The sequence below is a fragment of the Ralstonia insidiosa genome (genome assembly GCF_008801405.1).
In the GTDB taxonomy this organism is placed as follows: Bacteria; Pseudomonadota; Gammaproteobacteria; order Burkholderiales; family Burkholderiaceae; genus Ralstonia; species Ralstonia insidiosa.
The window spans coordinates 283,216-300,761 of sequence record NZ_VZPV01000002.1 but is presented as its reverse complement, the minus strand read 5'-3'; the positions used below and the strand labels follow the sequence as shown (position 1 = coordinate 300,761).

Annotated in this window: 13 protein-coding genes and 1 pseudogene; 3 read left to right on the top strand and 11 right to left on the bottom strand. The window is 65.5% G+C overall.

What is annotated here, in order from left to right:
* Window positions 1-11: 11 nt before the first annotated feature.
* Entirely contained in the window at window positions 12-734 is a 723-nt protein-coding gene (locus tag F7R11_RS18105; RefSeq protein WP_064808952.1) for a GntR family transcriptional regulator, read from the bottom strand.
* A 112-nt stretch (window positions 735-846) separates the two neighbouring features.
* Window positions 847-1,794: an MBL fold metallo-hydrolase gene (locus F7R11_RS18100; protein ID WP_197495060.1), complete on the bottom strand. Its 948-nt coding sequence runs from the start codon at window positions 1,792-1,794 to the stop codon at window positions 847-849.
* A 57-nt stretch (window positions 1,795-1,851) separates the two neighbouring features.
* Between F7R11_RS18100 and F7R11_RS18095 the strand changes: the two genes are divergently transcribed.
* The gene (locus tag F7R11_RS18095) at window positions 1,852-2,751 is read left to right on the top strand and encodes a LysR family transcriptional regulator (protein ID WP_064809133.1); all 900 of its coding nucleotides are present in this window, start codon (window positions 1,852-1,854) and stop codon (window positions 2,749-2,751) included.
* A 31-nt stretch (window positions 2,752-2,782) separates the two neighbouring features.
* Here the strand turns inward: F7R11_RS18095 and F7R11_RS18090 are convergent, their stop codons facing one another.
* From F7R11_RS18090 to F7R11_RS18060, 7 genes and pseudogenes are all read right to left on the bottom strand, one after another.
* On the bottom strand, window positions 2,783-3,547 hold the full coding sequence (locus F7R11_RS18090; RefSeq protein ID WP_064808953.1) for an SDR family oxidoreductase: 765 nt from the start codon (window positions 3,545-3,547) through the stop codon (window positions 2,783-2,785).
* Window positions 3,548-3,591: 44 nt separating this feature from the next.
* Entirely contained in the window at window positions 3,592-4,626 is a 1,035-nt protein-coding gene (locus F7R11_RS18085) for a phosphotransferase (RefSeq protein ID WP_064808954.1), read from the bottom strand.
* Window positions 4,627-4,663: 37 nt separating this feature from the next.
* Entirely contained in the window at window positions 4,664-5,338 is a 675-nt protein-coding gene (locus F7R11_RS18080) for a histidine phosphatase family protein (RefSeq protein ID WP_021192884.1), read from the bottom strand.
* A 156-nt stretch (window positions 5,339-5,494) separates the two neighbouring features.
* Window positions 5,495-5,599, bottom strand: a pseudogene (locus F7R11_RS18075) (oxidoreductase); the annotation flags it as partial.
* A gap of 15 nt (window positions 5,600-5,614) precedes the next feature.
* Window positions 5,615-7,072: an efflux transporter outer membrane subunit gene (locus tag F7R11_RS18070; RefSeq protein WP_064808955.1), complete on the bottom strand. Its 1,458-nt coding sequence runs from the start codon at window positions 7,070-7,072 to the stop codon at window positions 5,615-5,617.
* A 3-nt stretch (window positions 7,073-7,075) separates the two neighbouring features.
* Complete coding sequence (locus tag F7R11_RS18065; protein WP_064808956.1) at window positions 7,076-10,219, bottom strand: efflux RND transporter permease subunit; 3,144 nt, start codon at window positions 10,217-10,219, stop codon at window positions 7,076-7,078.
* 20 nt (window positions 10,220-10,239) lie between these two features.
* Entirely contained in the window at window positions 10,240-11,397 is a 1,158-nt protein-coding gene (locus F7R11_RS18060) for an efflux RND transporter periplasmic adaptor subunit (protein WP_064808957.1), read from the bottom strand.
* Window positions 11,398-11,508: 111 nt separating this feature from the next.
* Between F7R11_RS18060 and F7R11_RS18055 the strand changes: the two genes are divergently transcribed.
* Window positions 11,509-12,261: a response regulator gene (locus F7R11_RS18055; protein WP_064808958.1), complete on the top strand. Its 753-nt coding sequence runs from the start codon at window positions 11,509-11,511 to the stop codon at window positions 12,259-12,261.
* Window positions 12,258-13,340 carry an ATP-binding protein gene (locus F7R11_RS18050; RefSeq protein ID WP_064808959.1) on the top strand — a complete coding sequence of 361 codons (1,083 nt, stop codon included), beginning with the start codon at window positions 12,258-12,260 and terminating at the stop codon, window positions 13,338-13,340. Before F7R11_RS18055 ends, F7R11_RS18050 begins: the two co-directional genes overlap by 4 nt.
* On the opposite strand, the gene F7R11_RS18045 is transcribed toward F7R11_RS18050, so the two are convergent.
* Entirely contained in the window at window positions 13,315-15,831 is a 2,517-nt protein-coding gene (locus tag F7R11_RS18045; protein ID WP_082932979.1) for a flavin-containing monooxygenase, read from the bottom strand. The two genes, F7R11_RS18050 and F7R11_RS18045, sit on opposite strands and share 26 nt — an antisense overlap.
* Window positions 15,818-17,500, bottom strand: coding sequence for a GMC family oxidoreductase (locus tag F7R11_RS18040; RefSeq protein WP_064808960.1), 1,683 nt, complete (start codon window positions 17,498-17,500; stop codon window positions 15,818-15,820). The genes F7R11_RS18045 and F7R11_RS18040 overlap by 14 nt, the downstream gene beginning before the upstream one ends.
* Between the last annotated feature and the right edge of the window lie 46 nt (window positions 17,501-17,546).

The following is a 17,546-nucleotide window of genomic DNA, read 5'->3' as shown; positions in this document are numbered from 1 at the left end:
TGCGGGCGGCGTTACCGGATATCGACGTGATACCGGAAGTGCGCCGCCGCGCCGCGTGAGCGCCGCCATTCGAGCGGCACGCGGTCGTAGCCGCGCGCCACGCGCTCGATCACCATGACCGGGTCACCGGCCTGGATGCGCAGCAGGCGCGCGTAGGTGGCGTTGACGGCCTCGGCGGTGAGCGTTTCTTCGGCGCTTGCAATGATCTGGCCGCAGTGCGATTCGTACAGCGGGTAGAGCAGGTCGCCAAAGGCGCCGAGGTCCAGCGTGGCGAGGTCAGCAAAGCGGTCGTGTGGCAGCCAGATTTCTTCGGCCAGCAGCGGGGCGCTGTCGAGCAAGCGCAAACGCGTGAGGCGGATGACCGGTGCGCCGGTCTCGATCTGCAGGCCAGCAGCGGGCGCAGAGGGCGCGTCGAGCACATCGCGCTTGAGGATGCGGCTCTCGGGAATGCGGCGCTCGCCGGCTTCGCTCTGGAAGCGGAAGAAGCGGAAGAGCGAGCTGGCAAAGCTGGCCCGCCGCACGAAGGTGCCGCGCCCCTGGAAGCGCTCCAGCAGGCCCTCGGCCACGAGCACGTCCACGGCTTTGCGTACCGTGCCAACGGCCACGTTGTAGGTCTTGGCGAGTTCCGCCTCGGTGGGGATGGCGTCGCCCGGGCGCCAGTGCTGTTGGGCGATCTGCGCGGCCAGGTCATCGCGCAATTGCTGGTAGCGGGGCAGGCGGAGGTCGGCGGGCATGGGCAACGATGCAGGTCAACTATTCATCTATATGACCACGCATTGTAGGAGGATGACTCTGATGCTGCAGTTCAGGAAAACCCGCGCCTTTGCCCGCTGTCTGTCGACTGCCTTAGCTCGGGTGATAGACGCCCTGCGCGTCCACTAGCACCCGGCCGTCGGCCAGAAGTTCGTCCAGGTGCTGCGAGATGGTGCGGGTTTCTGCACTCACTGCCCATAGGCTCTCGTAACCGGGCGGATACAGCAGCCGTTGCTCGACCAACTGTTCCAGCGTCTTGGGCGATTCGTTCAGCAACGTCAGCAGGCGCCGCTCGCGCGCATCGAGCTTGGCCGCGTACGCGGCGAGATCGCGCAGGAAGTGCGCGCGATCGGTGTACACGCCTCGGTGGTGCGACGTGACCCACACTTTTGCCGGAATCTGCGGCAGCAGCGCGAGGCTGCGGCGGAAGTCGCGCAGGCTGGAGCACGCATCGCCGTAGTAGGGGCCGAAGCCGGTCAGGTCGATGTCGCCGATGAAGGCCACGCCCTCCGGCTCGACCAGCAGCACGGTGTGGCCTGCCGTGTGGCCAGGCATGTGGATGGCGCGAATCTGCGTCTGGCCAACGTCCCACGAGGCGCCGTCCACGTAGCCCAGTGCGTCGAGGCGTGGTGCGTAGAAGAAATCGCGCTGGATGTTCGCCAGCATGGCCGGCGCATGTGCCTCGTCCAGACCGTAATGGGCAACCATGCCGTCCCAGCTGTGCACGGCGGCCAGATCCGCTTCGTTCACGTACACGCTGGCATGCGGTAGGCGATGCAAGCCGGCCATGTGGTCTTCGTGCGCGTGGCCCATCACCACCAGTTCGGTTGCATCGAACTCGGGGCCGATGTGGTTCGAGACGATGGGCGTGTCGAACGCAGCGCGCGTATCCGAGCCGCGGATCAGCACTTGATTGCCATCGGGGTACTTGCCGCTCTTCTCGCCAAAGAAGACCGACACGCGGCCGAAGTCGACACGCTGGACGGGGACATGCGGAACGGCGTTGCCGGCAGTCGTGCTCACGTTGATCCTTCCTTCCATGGGCGATGGGCGCCGTGTGCTCGATCGCGCTTATGATCCCGCCATGGAGGCATGGCGATGCGCATTTCGAAGGTTGACCTGAATCTGTTCGTTGTATTTGAAGCGATCTACCACCACCGCAATCTAACGCGGGCGGCAGAGACGCTGTGCATTACACAACCCGCCGTCAGCAACGCGCTGGCGCGCATGCGCAAGACCTTCAATGACCCGCTGTTCGTCAGCACCCCTGCCGGCATGGTACCGACGCCGATGTCGGAAAACATCATCGGCCGCGTGCGCGAGGCACTGCAGTTGCTCGACGCCAGCGCGCACGAAGGCGATGTGTTCGATCTGGCCGCGTCGGAGCGCGTCTTTCCCGTCAGCATGAGCGACCTGACCGAAGCCCTGGTGCTGCCCGCGCTGGGCGAACGGCTCCAGCAGCAGGCGCCCGGCATGCACATCCGCAGTTACTACACCGACCGTGCCGAGGTGCCCATTGCCCTGGCGAACGGCTCCATCGCCCTGGCTATCGATGCGCCGCTCATTGCGGATGCGCAGCTGTGCCAGACGGCACTTGGGCGGGACCGCTACGCCTGCATGATCCGCCATGACCATCCGTTCAAGGGCAACGTGCTGTCGATGGAGGACTACCTGGCGATGGGGCACATTCACGTGTCGAGCCGCCGCAAGGGTAGTGGGTATGTGGATGCGGAACTCACGCGGCTCGGGCAGCGCCGGAACATCCGCATGCGCGTGCAGCACTACATGGTCGCGCCGTTGATCGCCATGCGGACGGATCTGGTGCTGACGGCGCCGCTCAGGCTGCTGCAGCGCTATCCCGTGCGCATTCTTGAACTGCCATTCGAGATTCCCGATCTGGAATGGCACTGCTACTGGCACCGCAGTGTCGATCGGGACCCCGGCAACCAGTGGCTGCGCGAACAACTGATGACCCTGATGCGCGACGCAGCGGACTGACCCGCGCTGGCGGGCCATCCACCATGCGTCATCAGACCGTCATGCCGCCATCCACGACGATGCACTCGCCGTTGGTGTAGCTCGCGGCGTCGGACACCAGATAGAGCACCGTGCCGGCCATCTCGCGCGGCTCAGCATGGCGGCGCAGCGGGATCTGGCTGATCCAGCGGTCGTAGGTTGCCTTGTCTTCGAACAACGCACCGGCAAACTTCGTTTTGGTCAGACCCGGCAGCAAGGCATTGACGCGGATGCCGAACGGCCCGCATTCCATGGCGAACGCGCGCGTCATGTGAGCGACTGCCGCCTTGGTGATGGAGTAGATGCCTTGCTTATCGCCCGGGTGCAGCGCATTGACCGACGCGGTATTGACGATCGCACCGCCGCCTTGCGCCTTCATCATCTTGCCGGCTTCGACCGACATGAAGAAGTAGCCGCGAATGTTCACTTCCACCGTCTTCTCGTACGCGCCCAGATCGGTGTCGAGGATGTGCCCGAAGTGCGGATTGGCGGCCGCGTTGTTGATGAGGATGTCGAGCCTGCCGTGCGTGCGGCGGATGGTGTCGAACGTGGTGGTGATGTCTTCCATGCGGCCGACGTGGCAGGCGAGTGCTTCGGCGTTGCCGCCGGCTGCGCGAATGCTTTCTGCCACGGTTTCGCAATCGGCCAGCTTGCGGCTGGAGACGATCACGTGCGCGCCTTGCTGGGCGAGCAGTTTGGCGATCTCTTCACCAATGCCGCGGCTGGCGCCGGTCACCAGGGCGATCTTGCCGGTCAGGTCGAACAGGTTGGTGCTCATGCTGTGCTCCTCCAATGGTTGGAATGTTGTTGACCGCGGCGGTGTCAGTGTTGGGTGTCGATCAGACGCACCGCCGCTTCTGCCAGCGGCCCGGTCATGTCGCCGGCCTTGCTGGCTTGTGTGCTGGAGGCGTTGCCGTTGAGCGCGCGCCGTTTGACGCCCTGTGCAATGGACGCGAGGCGGAAGAAGCTGAACGCCAGGTAGAAGTGCCAGTTTTCGATGGGCGGCAGGCCGCGCAGTTCGCAATAGCGCGCCACCATCTCCGCTTCTTGCGGAATCCCCAAGGCATTGCGGTTCTGGCCTGCGAGCCCTGGGATGTGCGAGCCCGAGGAAGGCAGCCGCAGGCACATGCAGAAGTACGCCAGGTCTGCCAACGGATTGCCGAGGGTCGACAGCTCCCAGTCGAGCACCGCCTTCACGCGTGTGCTGTCCGGCTCGAACATCATGTTGTCGAGGCGGAAGTCGCCGTGCACGAGGGCAGGCTTGCCGTCATCCGCGGGGCAGGCCGAGGGCAGCCATTCAATGAGCCGCTCCATCGCCTCAATGCGTTCCGTCTCCGCCAGGCGGTACTGCTTGGTCCAGATGCCGATCTGGCGCTCGAAGTAGTTGCCGGGCTTACCGTAGTCGGCCAGCCCCACGGTTTCCACGTTAATGTCGTGCAGTGCGGCCATCGTGCGCAGCATGCCGTCGTAGGCGGCGGTCCGGTCCGTTTGCGATAGCTCGGGCAGGGCGGGATTCCAGAAGATGCGCCCGTCTTCGAAACTCATCACGTAGAACAGGCTGCCGATCACGGTGCGGTCTTCGCACAGGTGATACGGGCGCGCCACCGGCACCGCAGTGCCCGACAGCGCGGTCAGGATGCGGAATTCGCGGTCGACTGCGTGGGCGGATTTCAGCAGCTCGCCGGGCGGCTGCCGGCGCAGCACGTAGCGGGTCTTCGGCGTGCGCAGGAGAAAGGTCGGGTTTGATTGGCCGCCAGAAAATTTCTCGGCCACAACGGGGCCTTCAAAGCCCGGAACGTGGTCTTGCAGATACCGCGCCAGTGCGGCGATATCGAGTTGCTGCGGGTCGTTCGTCATGTGTTGAAACTGAAACGCGTTGAGCGCTGGTTGGCGCCTAGCCGTAGGTCTGGAAATCATGCCGCTCGGAATGGTCCAGATGCGGAATGCCGTTGAAGGTGGCGAGCTGGAACGCGTCGGCGTTGAAGAAGTACTGCGAGATGCTGCAGTTGCGCACCTGCAGGTTCAGCGCGATGGCGCTGGCCGCCGGTGCCGCCAGCACCTGCTGTGCAGTCACTGCAATCGGGCCGCCTGAACTGACCGCCAGCACACGCTGCCCACCGCCGCGTTGGATGGCGGCGCGCGCATCGGCCACGCGCTGCTGGAACTGGGCCCAGGTCTCGGAAACGGGCCCGCGAATCTTGTCTTCGGACCAGAGTTGCAGCACCTGCTTGAGCGCGCGGTAGTGGTCGCGCATCGAGCCGGTAGCCATGCGCGTCAACTCCGGGTGGTCGTCGCCAAGTGCGGCGAACAGTCCTTGGAAATCGTACTCGTTCAGGCCGGCGTGCTGTTCGTAGCTGAGGTTGGGGTGGCCCATGCCAAGCCGGATGCCATCGACGGTCTGTTCGTGCCGGCGCAGCGTGCCGCAGATGACCCGGTCGAAGGTGATGCGCCGCTGTGCGAAGTACTCGCCCAGCCAGACGCTTTGTTGCACGCCGCGTTCGGAGAGCTGGTCGTAATTTGCTGCGCCAAACGATGCCTGTCCGTGCCGTACGAGATAAAGCTCCGCCATCGTCTGCTCGCTGAGTTGGGGGAGCCAGCTTAGCGGCAGGACATCTATTTTTGAAATTTATTGTTTTAATGGCAAGTCATTCATGGGAAGAATGACTTGCGGCCCGCGCTGGGGCCGCGCTTTGGTGGGCTGCATGGAACCACCCGTGGCGTTTCAGGCGCTCGGTGTGAAGAACGGCAGGATCAGGTAGGCATTGGCGCCATGGATTTCCACGCCATCCGCCCCAGCCTCGATGGCGAGGCGGGCGGCGTGTTGGAGGTCCTGCACAGCCTGAGCCTATTCCGGAGTCCCTGGGCGGACGCTCAGAGCCGCACCGCCAGCAAGCGTGGTGTTGGTGTCTGACAGACCACCGCCCAATGCCTTGTAGAGCGCGACTGCATTGCCGAACTCGCTGCGGCGCAGGTCCAGCAGCGCCTGCCGTGCGGCATACAACTGACGCTGGGAATCCAGCAGCTCCAACCGCCCGTCGACTCCCGCGCGATAACGCAGGTTGGACAGCTCGGTCCGGCGCTCGGCGCTGGCGACTGCCCGGGCCTGTGAAGCGATCTGCCGGCCGAAGGTTTCACGTCCGGCCAGGCCATCCGCCACTTCACGGAAGGCGCCCTGGATGGCACGTTCGTACTCCGCCACCGCGCTGGACTTGCGCAGTTCGGCCAGACGCAGTTCAGAGCGCAGTCGGCCGCCCTGGAACAGCGGCAGCGTGACCTGTGGCGCAAAGCTCCAGGCGCGGTGGTCGCCGTCAAACAGGCCACGCATGGCGGGGCTGACAAAGCCCAGCGATGCCGTCAGCGACAAGCGCGGGAAGAACGCCGCACGTGCCGCGCCAATGTCGGCATTGGCGGCCACGAGTTGCTGCTCCGCCTGCAGGATGTCCGGCCGGCGCAGCAGCAGGTCGGACGGCAGCCCCGCCGGCAACTGCGTGATTACCTGTTGCTGATCCAGCGGCAGCGGGGTGGGGAGGTCCGCTGGCAACTCAGTGCCCACCAACAGCTGCAGCGCGTTGCGGGCTTGCTCAACCGCGCGCGTGCGGGCATCCAGATCGGCTTCGGCACTGGCGACCTGGCCTTCGGCCTGCGCCACGTCCAGGCCGCTGTTCTGGTGGCCTTCCTTCAGACGGCGTGCCAGTTCGAGCGACTGGCTCCAATCAGCCAGCGTGCGGGTGGCCAGCCGGCGTTGCTCATCGGCCAGGCGTTCCGCAAAGTAGGCATCGGCCACCGCGCCCACCAGCGCGATTTGCGCGGCGCGGTGCCCTTGCTCGCTCGCCAGGTAGCGCGCGAAGGCGGCGTCAGACAGCGAGCGCACACGGCCGAACAGGTCGATTTCGAACGCGCTCAGGCCCACGTTCACGCCAAACTGCTTCTGCGTTTGCGCGGGAACAGCGGGATCGACGTCCGCATTGGCTGCCGTGCGCTGCCGCGTGGCGTTGCCGGTGGCGTCAATGCTCGGCAACCGTGCGGCGCGCTGGATGCCGTATTGCGCTTGCGTGGCCTCCACGTTGAGGGCGGCCAGGCGCAGGTCGCGGTTGTTGGCCAGCGCCAGTTCAATCAGGCGCTGCAGGCGCGGGTCGCCAAACATGGCGCGCCAGCCCAGATCGGCAGCGTGTGCCTGCGCGCCGGTTGTGGCAAGGGCGTTGACCGGATACGTGCCCGGCACCGGCAACTCCGGCTTGACGAGCGTGGGTGCCAACGAACAAGCCGACAGGGCCAGGACCAGGGGAAGAATCAAAAATCGCATGACTTAGTGTTCCTGTTCCGGGCTCGGCAGGGCGAGCTTCCGGCGAGGCGTCAGCCACTGCCCGATGCGTTCCTGCAGGCCCATCACGAATACGAAGAAGACGGGGACAAAGAAGATGGCCAGCACGGTGGCCGTGACCATGCCGCCGAATACCCCGGTACCGATGGCGTGCTGCGTTTCGGCGCTGGCGCCCGAGGCGATCATCAGCGGCACCACACCCAGGCCGAAGGCCAGTGAGGTCATCAGGATCGGGCGCAGCCGCAGGCGCGACGCTTCAATGGCCGCTTCGACGAGTCCCTTGCCTTCTTCACGCAACTGCTTGGCAAACTCGACGATCAGGATCGCGTTCTTGGCGGACAGACCGATCACCGTGATCATCCCGACCTTGAAGAACACGTCGTTCGGCAACCCGCGCAGCAGCACCGCACCGATCGCGCCGATCAGGCCCAGCGGCACCACCAGCATCACCGATAGCGGGATCGACCAGCTCTCATAGAGCGCCGCCAGCACCAGGAACACGACGATCATCGACAGCGCCATCAGCAGTGGCGCCTGCGATGCCGATTGCCGCTCCTGCAGCGACTGGCCCGTCCACTCGACCGCGAAGCCGGGCGGCAGCTTGGCAGCCAGACGCTCCATTTCGACCATGGCGGCGCCGCTCGACTGACCGGGCGCAGCGGTGCCCGAGATGCGCGCAGACGGGTAACCCTGGAAGCGCACCATCTGCAACGGCGTTTCCGACCACACCGGGCGCACCACTTCAGACAGCGGCACCATGCCGCCACCCGCATTGCGCACGTAAAGCTTCATCACGTTGTCGATCTGCATGCGTGCCGGCGCGTCGGCCTGGATGATCACCTGCTGCATGCGGCCCGCGTTCGGGAAGTCGTTCACGTAGGTCGAGCCCATCGCGGTCGACAGCGTGTCGCTGATGGCCGTGAACGACACGCCGAGCGCCTGCGCCTTCGCGCGATCGATCTCCAGGCGGATGCTCGTGCCGGCCGGTAGGCTGTCCGGGTACACGCCCGTGACGATCTTGCTCTGCGCTGCGAGTTCGAGCAGCTTGGTCTCGGCCGCCTTGAGCGCCGCACTGCCTTGGTTGGCGCGGTCTTCCAGGCGCATCGTGAAGCCTGAGCTATTGCCCAGTTCATCGATGGCCGGCGGCAGCAGGCTCATCACCGTGCCTTCGGTCACGCCGGCCATGGCCTGCTGGGTCAACCGCGCTTCTTCTATGGTCGACGAGCCGCCGCGGTTCTTCCAGTCCTTGAGCACCGCCCAGTTCATGGCGGCGTTGGAGCCCGAGCCGGAGAAGCCGTAGCCGATGACGGAGATGCTGGATTCGACGGCCGGACGCGAGGCGAGGTGTTTTTCCAGCGTATTGACCACATCCTGCGTGCGCTCGGTCGTGGCGTCAGCGGGCAACAGGAAACCCGTCATGAAGTAGCCCTGGTCTTCGTCGGGCAGGAAGGACGACGGCAAGCCCTTGAAGCCGAACACCAGCGCACCCGAGATCGCGACGAACACCAGCATCACGCGGCCCGCGCGGCCGATCAGGCGACCGACGCGCGTCTCGTACCAGTCCGTCAGGCGTGCGAAGCGGCGGTTGAACCAGCCGAAGAAGCCACGCTTCTCGTGATGGCCTGGTTCCACCGGCTTGAGCATCGTCGCGCATAGGGCCGGCGTGAGCGTCAGTGCGAGCAGCGCCGAGAACAGAATCGACACCGCCATCGACAACGTGAACTGCTTGTAGATGACACCCACCGAGCCGCTGGCCAGCCCCATGGGGATGAACACGGCGGTCAGCACCAGTGTGATGCCGACAATGGCGCCGGTAATTTCCTTCATCGCCTTGATCGTCGCGTCCTTGGGCGACAGCCCTTCTTCCGCCATCAGGCGCTCGACGTTCTCGACCACCACGATGGCGTCGTCGACGATGATGCCGATGGCAAGCACCATGCCGAACATCGTCAGCACGTTGATCGAGAAGCCCGTCATCAACATGACCGCGAACGTGCCAAGCATCGCCACCGGCGCAACGATGGCCGGGATCAGCGTGTAGCGAGCGTTCTGCAGGAACAGGTACATCACCGCAAACACCAGCACCATGGCTTCGAGCAGCGTTGCGATGACCTTCTCGATCGAGATCTTCACGAACGGCGACGTGTCGAACGGGATCGAGTAGCTGATGCCCGCCGGCATCGTTTTGCTCAGTTCCGTCATCCGTGTGCGGATGGCTTCGGCGGTTTTCACGGCGTTGGCGCCGGGTGAGAGCTGCACGCCGGCAAGGGTGGCCGGCTTGCCGTTTTCGCGGTTGACGAAGGCATAGCCCTGCGAGCCCAGCTCGACGCGTGCGACATCGCCCAGCACGACCTTGGAGCCATCTGCGTTGGCGCGCAGCACGACCGCCGCGAAGGCTTCCGGCGTGGTGAGCTGCCCGTGCGCCGTGAGCGGCACCGCCACGCGCTGGCCCGGCAGCGCCGGCGATGCGCCCAGGCTGCCTGGTGCGATCTGCACGTTCTGCTGGCTGATCGCAGCCGTCAGGTCGCCCATCGACAGGCCGTAGTTGATCAGCTTCTGCGGGTTGACCCAGATGCGCATCGCACGCTCGGAGCCGAACTGCTGCACGCGGCCCACGCCCTCGATCCGGCGCACTTCTTCGGTGATGTTGCGCGACATGTAGTCGGCGAGTTCGCTTTCATCGTAACGGCCGCTCTCGGAGCGAAGACCAATGAGCATCAGGAAGCCCGATGCTGCGGATTCGACGATCACGCCGTTCTGCCGCACCACGGCAGGCAGGCGCGGCTCGATGGTCTTGAGCTTGTTCTGCACGTCGACCTGTGCCATTGCCGGATCCGTGCCGGGCTTGAACGTGACCGTGATCTGCGCGCTGCCGGACGTGTCGGATGAGGATTCGAAGTACAGCAGGTTCTTCACGCCAGACAGTTCGCGCTCGATCAGGCTGAGCACGCTGTCGTTCATTGCCTGCGGTGTGGCGCCGGGGTAGTTGGCGGTAATCGTGACGCTTGGCGGCGCCACCGTGGGGTAGCGGGCAACCGGCAGTTGCGGGATGGCGATCACGCCCATCAGGATGATGAACAGCGCGATCACCCACGCAAAAATCGGGCGCCGGATAAAGAATTGAGACATGGCTGGAGGCTCCCCGAAACTCAGTGCGCGGAAGCGGTGGTTGCCGCGTCAGGCGATTTCCAGTCGGACGCGGTCACGGCGGCGCCGTCGGCCAGGCGCTCCATGCCTTCCACGACAACCTTCTGCCCAGCCTGCAGGCCCGATTTGATGCGGTAGCTGCGGTTTGCCAGCTCGCCAATCTCAACGGCTGTCAGGTGTGCCTGCCCCTTAGCGTCCAGCACCCACACCTGCGGCTTGCCACCTGCGCGCAGGACTGCCTGCTGCGGCACGGTCAGCGCGTTCTCGTAGTGCGCACGCGGAATGCGGGCGCGCACGTACATGCCCGGCAGCAGTTGGCGCTTCGGGTTGTCGACCAGCACGCGCAGCAGCACGTCACCGGTGCCCGGGTCAACGTTCACACCTGAGAACAGCATGCGGCCCTGCACGTCGTAACGCGTGTCATCGTCACGCAGTACGTCGACCGGCAGGCCGTTGCCCTTGGCTTCTGGCAGGGCCGCGAGCGAGTCACGCAAGGCTTCGAGCGACGCGGCTGGCTGGCGCACGTCCACATAGACCTGGTCGATTTGCTGGATGCGAGCCATCGGGTTGCTGTCGCCGCTGCCGACCAATGCGCCTTCGGTCACGAGCGCCTGGTCGATGCGGCCCGAGATCGGTGCCTCCACCGTGGCGAACTTCAGGTCGAGCTGGCGCCGGGCGAGGGCTGCGCGTGCCTGCGCCACGTCAGCGGAAGCCTGGTCGCGTTGGGCAACGGCATCGTCGTACACCTGGCGGCTGATCGCATCGGCCTGAACCAGCGGTTGGAGCCGGTTGGTCTGCACGCGGGCGCGCGTCAGCGCTGCTTCTGCACGCTGCAATGCGGCTGCGGCCGTCTCCATGTCGGCCTTGAAGGGCGCCGGGTTGATCTGGAACAGCGGCTGGCCGGCGCGCACTTCGGTGCCTTGCTCGAACTGGCGGCGCTGTACGATGCCGCTCACCTGCGGCCGGATTTCTGCCACGCGCACTGCCGCGACACGGCCGGGCAGGTCTTCCGTCAGTTTGAGGGGAGCGGGTGCCACGGTGGTCGTGGCCACCAGAATGGCCGGCGCAGCGGCCTGCTGTCGAGACTCCCCACACCCAGCGAGAATCGCCACCGCCAGGGCGCACACCACCCCATAGCGGCAACGTCGTTCGTTCTTCATATCGACTCCATAAGGCGCAGGCAGCCACCTGCCCGCAAAGACAGGCCGGAGTCTGAGCGCGTCGAATGGGGGTTTCCGTACGGTAGTATGGAGATTCGATGGAGATGTTGAATGGCCGTGAAGTCAACGACGACGGAAGCAACCCCGCCTGGCGCGGCCCCCGGGCATCAAGCCCTGATCCTCATTGCCGAGGACGAACCCGAGATCGCCGAGATTCTTGCCGCCTACCTGACGCGCAACGGCCTGCGCAGCGTGCATGCCCCCGATGGACGCAAGGCGTTGGAGTTGCATCTGGCGCTCAAGCCCAACCTGGTGCTGCTGGATGTGCAGATGCCCCACGTCGACGGCTGGCAGGTGCTGGCGGAAATCCGCCACCGGGGCGACACGCCGGTCATCATGCTGACCGCGCTGGACCAGGACATCGACAAGCTCACCGGCCTGCGCATTGGCGCAGATGACTACGTGGTCAAGCCGTTCAACCCGGCGGAAGTGGTGGCACGTGTGCAGGCGGTGCTGAGGCGGTCCATGTCTGGCTCCCGTCAGGCGGAGCAGCGCGTGTTGCGCGCCGCGCCGTTCGAGATCGATCTGGACCACCACGAAGCCACCGTGCAGGTGGGCAAACAGCGCCATGCGCTGGCACTGACGTTGACCGAGTTCAAGCTGCTGGCCCAACTGGCGCGCGCCCCCAGGCGCGTGTTCAGCCGGGCCGAACTGTTGGCAACCTGCCTGCCCGAGGGGGATGCGCTCGAGCGTACCGTCGACAGCCACATCAGCAAGCTGCGCAAGAAGCTGGAGGATCTGGACGTCACCGGTATTCCGGTGGGCGTTCGCGGCGTCGGTTACAAGCTCTGGAGCGGTGAATGAGGCTGCAGGGGCTGAGCCGCCAGATTGCACTGACCCTGGCGGCGATGGCGTTTGGCGTGATGCTGCTGGTGGTCGTGTCGGCCTACGGGTTCTACTACCTCGCGTTCTTGTACTGGCCGAAGCACCTCGAGACATCCGACTGGACCATCACGACGCCGGAATGGCTGGTGCTCATTGTGTCGACGCTCGTCGGGCTGGCAGTGTCGGTTGCTGTGGCAATCAAGTTGGCGCGGCGCATTCTGGTGCCGCTCAACTCCGTCACGGACAGCATCCGCCGTGTTGCGCAGGGCGATCTTGGTGCCCGTGCCATCGCAGGCGACCGCTCGCTGCATGAAGCGGCCGCGCTGGCAGACGACTTCAACGCGCTGGCGGACCAGTTGCAGCGCGTTACCAACGAGCAAGTGTTCTGGAATGCCGCCATCGCTCATGAACTGCGCACGCCCGTCACCGTATTGCGCGGGCGGCTGCAAGGCTTGGCCGAGGGCGTTTTCACGCCCGATGAGACGCAGTTCCGCAACCTGCTGACCCAGGTTGAAGGCCTGGCCCGGCTGATCGAGGATCTGCGCGTTATCAGCCTGGCCGAGAGCGGGCACCTGAGCCTGGATGTCCAGCACGCGGATCTGGCAGCGGACATCAAAGCCGTGGTCGCCGTGTTTGCAGATGCACTCCAGGCAGCAGGTCAACAACCTGTGCTGGAGTTGGATGACCGGCACATGCACTGCGATCCGGTGCGGATTCGGCAAGCCTTGCTGGCCCTGCTTGAGAACGCGCGTAAGCATGCGGTGCCCGGCGCAGTCCGGATTCAGACACGTGTGGACCAGGGCACATGCCGGTTGTCGGTCGAAGACGACGGGCCGGGCATCCCACCGGAATTCGCGCCCCACGTTTTCGAGGCCTTCCGGCGGGCCGACAGCGCACGCATCACCAATGCCGGAGGCAGTGGGCTGGGGCTGGCCGTGGTTGCCGCCATTGCCCATGCCCACGGCGGGCAGGTCACTTGCAGCCCGGCCGCCGGTGGCGGCACGCGGTTCGAGATGTCCTGGCCGGACGCCTTCACGCTGGCAGGGAAGACAAGCTAACCGCTTGCTTGTAGGCGGGTTGGTCGCAAAGGTCAGGCGCTTCGGCCGCGTCCGGTTTCACGGCTGCGCCAGTGGACTGCGCAACGCACGCTCGCGCAAAGCCGGCTAGCGTACGGATGGCCTCCCGGGCCGAGCGCAGGTAGAACGACTGCAGGTGAAACACATGCCAGCGCGCCGCGTGCACCTCCAGCCGGCACGGCACACCACATGCGGCGGCGTGTTCGGCCAGACGCGTTGAATCCGACAGCAGCACCTCCTGATCCCCCACCTGAATCAGCATGGGCGGCAGCCCGCGCAGGTCTGCCTGGAGCGGATCGGGTTGCGCGGCCCGATACCAGCGCAGCCCTTGCTCCAGCCAGCCCTGACGGATCATCGGATCGGCATAGCGGCGGGTTGCCAACGAATCACCGCTGAGCGTGCCGTCCGTGACCGGCGAGATCAGCAGGAGGCCGGCCGACGCCGGGGCACCGCGCTGCTTGAGTGCCAACGCAAGGGAGAGCGCCAGCGCACCGCCCGCCGAATCACCGGCAATCAGGATGCGGTCCGGCGTATAGCCCTTGTCCCGCAACGCCTGATAGCAGGCGAGGGCATCGTCCAGCGCGGCGGGGTACGCATGCTCCGGTGCCAGCCGATAGTCGGGCACCCAGACCGGCATGCCGGATTCCATGGCAAGGCGCGTCGTGATGCTGCGGTGGGTGCCGGGGCTGCCCAAGCAGAATGCGCCACCGTGGAGATACAGGACAACACTGTTGGTTTCGCCCCGCTTGGGCGCGACGATCTCCACAGGGACGTTGCCAACCGCATCGCGATACCGCATCACGCCACCCACGCCGGGCATCAGCGGCGACAGCAGGCTGACGACAGCACGTTGGAACCTCGCGCCGAACGGCGGCCCGATCAGCGTCCGGAAGCTCATGCGTAGCAGCCCGCGCAACAGGCTGGCGGTGACGCGTTCCACTGTGCCTTCCGGGGCTGACACGACGGTCCCCGTTTGCGGCAGCGGTTGCGTGAAACGATAGGCTTGCAGGCTCGAATGCCGGGTCAGCCAGCGATATGACAGCGTGAAGCCGGGCCAGTTGGTGCTGTTGTGGCCGTTCTCATCCACGTACCAGCTCTTGCAGCCGCTCCAGACCGAGTGGGCCAGCCGTTGCTGAATGCCCATGTTGAAGCGCTGGTAGCGGCGCGGGTCCACCTCGATGACGGACGCCTGGGCCGCCCGCATCGCTTTGCAGCAGCGCAGGACGTGCGCGATCTGGCTCTCGAGCATGTAGACGATCGAGTTGTGGCCCAGGTTGGTGTTGGGCCCGTAGAGCATAAAGAAATTCGGGAAGCCCGGCACCGTGAGCCCGAGGTAGGCCTGTGTGCCGCCACGCCACGCATCGTTCAGGTCCACGCCCGCCCGGCCGGTGATGTGCATGGGCGACAGAAACTCGGTCGCGGCAAAGCCCGTTCCGTAGACGATCGCATCGACGGTGTGGTGGGCGCCATCCAAGGTTTCGACGCCGGTCTCCGTCACCCGGCGAATGCCGTCGGTCACCAATTGGACGTTCGGCTTGCTGATTGCAGCCAGGTATTCGCTGGACAGCAGGATGCGCTTGCAACCGATGGGGTAGTCCGGCATCAGCTTTGCGCGCACGGCCGCATCCGGCACCTGGCGGGCGAGCAGCTTCTGAAACGGTCTGCCGACCGCGTGGCGCATGAGGCCGTGCAGGCGCGTGAACGCCAGCGCGCGCGTTTCGTACTGCGTGTAGATGGCCGCGCGATGCAGCTTCATTGCCCACGGCAATCGGCGGAACACGGCCTTGCTGAACGCGCCGTAAGGGCGATCCGGGCGCGGAATGATGTAGGCCGGTGACCGTTGGAACACGGTGAGCTTGCCAACCTGATCGGCAATCGCCGGCACAAACTGGATGGCGGAGGCGCCCGTACCGATGACGGCGACCCGCTTGCCGGCAAGCGGATAGCTGTGATCCCAACGCGCAGAATGGAAGGCGTGTCCCTTGAAGCTGTCGATGCCGGCCAGCCGTGGCATGGCCGGCTTGCTCAACTGGCCGGTACCGCTGATCAGCAGGGCGGCGCGCAGGGTCGAGCCGTCTGTCAGCGTGACGTGCCAGTGTCCGTGGTCTTCGTCATACCGCGCGCTGGCCACTTCGGCACCGAACCGGATGTGCGGCACGAGTGCGTACTTTCGCGCGCAGTGCTGCAGGTAGGCGTGGATTTCCGCCTGTGGTGCAAACGTGCTCGACCAGTTCGGATTCGGCTCGAATGAAAACGAGTACAGGTGCGAAGGCACGTCGCATGCAGCGCCGGGGTAGCTGTTGTCACGCCAGACGCCGCCGACATCGTGCGAGCGCTCCAGCAGCACGAAGTCGTTCACCCCCGCGCGTTGCAAACCAATGGCCATGCCGATACCGGCGAACCCGGCACCGATGATGATGGCCGAGAACGGCTTGCCGGCATCTTGCTGCTGTGTGGAATCATGCGAGCGCATGTTGGGGCTCCTCAACGCGGGAAGACGACACGGCCGCGACAGACAGGTCGTCGGCTCGGAGATCGGTTTGAACACGCGAGCGCCCCCGCATCAGGTCGACGGCCTTCTCGGCAATCATGATCGTCGGTGCATTGGTGTTGCCGCCGATGAGCGTGGGCATGATCGACGCATCGACAATGCGCAGGCCCTGGAGGCCGCGTACGCGCAACTGTGGATCGACCACGGCATCGTCATCGACGCCCATCCGACAGGTGCCAACCGGGTGGTAGACGGTATCGGTGCGCTGCCGCAGGGTTTCGCGGATCTCGTCGTCGGTGTTGACGTTGGCCGTGAACATGTCGCGCGTGATCCAGGCGTCCAGTGCCGGCGCCTGCATCAGCCGGCGCGTCATCTTGAAGCCGGCGACCATGTCTTCGAGGTCTTGCGGGTCGTGTAGGAAAGCCGGGTCGATGCGTGGGGCATCCGCCGGGTGATGGCTCTGGAGGGTGACCGTGCCGCGGCTGCGCGGGCGCAGCAGGCAGACGTGGCACGACAGGCCGTGTCCGAGATGCATCTTTCTGGCGTGGTCGTCTACCAGCGCCACCACGAAGTGCAGCTGGATGTCCGGCGCGGGCAAGTCGGCGCGGGTTTTCAGGAAGGCGCCGCCTTCGGCAAAGTTCGAGGTCAGCGCGCCACGGCGCTCCCGCCGGAAGCGAGCGATCTCACGCAGCATGCGCAGCCCGCCGCCAAGCGAAACCCCCATGGTGTCGAGGCTGTGGGTGCGATAGCCGAAGATGAAATCCGGATGATCCTGCAGGTTGCGGCCGACTCCGGGCAGATGGGCGACGGGCTGAATGCCGTGTCGCGCGAGTTCATCTGCCGGGCCCACGCCGGACAGCATCAGCAGTTGTGGCGTCTGCAGCGCGCCGGCCGCGAGCACGACTTCGCGCCGCGCGCGCAGTGTTTGCAGGCGGCCATCGATCAATACCTCAACACCAATCGCCCGCGTGCCTTCAAACAGAATGCGCTGCACCTGCGCGTGGGTTTGCACGTGCAGGTTGTCCCGTCGGCCCGTGTGCGGCAGGAGGTAGGCGCGTGCGGCGCTACATCGCTCACCGTGCTTCTGGGTGACTTGGTAGATGCCCACGCCTTCCTGCTCGGCGCCGTTGAAGTCATCCGTCAACGGGAAGCCGGCCTGCCGGGCGGCCTCCAGGTACCGTGCCTGGAATGGATTGCCCGTGCGCAGGTTGCTGACCCACAGCGGGCCGCTTCTGCCATGCCATGCGTTGTCGATGTGCTCGTTGTGCTCGCTCAGGCGGAAGTAGGGCAGCACCTCGTCGTAAGACCAGCCGGTGTTGCCCAGGCTCGCCCAGGTGTCGTAGTCGTGCCGATGCCCACGGATGTAGACCATGGCATTGATGGCCGATGACCCACCCAGCGTGCGGCCGCGCGGCTGGTAGCCACGGCGCCCGTTGAGCCCTGGCTGTGGCTCGGTCTGGAAGGCCCAGTTGTTGAGCCTGGTCGGCAGCATGGCCACCGCGCCGGTCGGGATGTTCACCACGGCGCTGTCGCCCTTGCCGCCGGCCTCCAGCACGCAAACGGACACAGATGGGTCTTCCGACAGGCGGCCCGCGACAACGCAGCCGCCCGAACCGCCACCCACGACGATGTAGTCAAACGTCTTGTTCATGTTGGTCTCCGGCAACGGTCGCTCGTGCGGCGACTCGGTGCCGGGA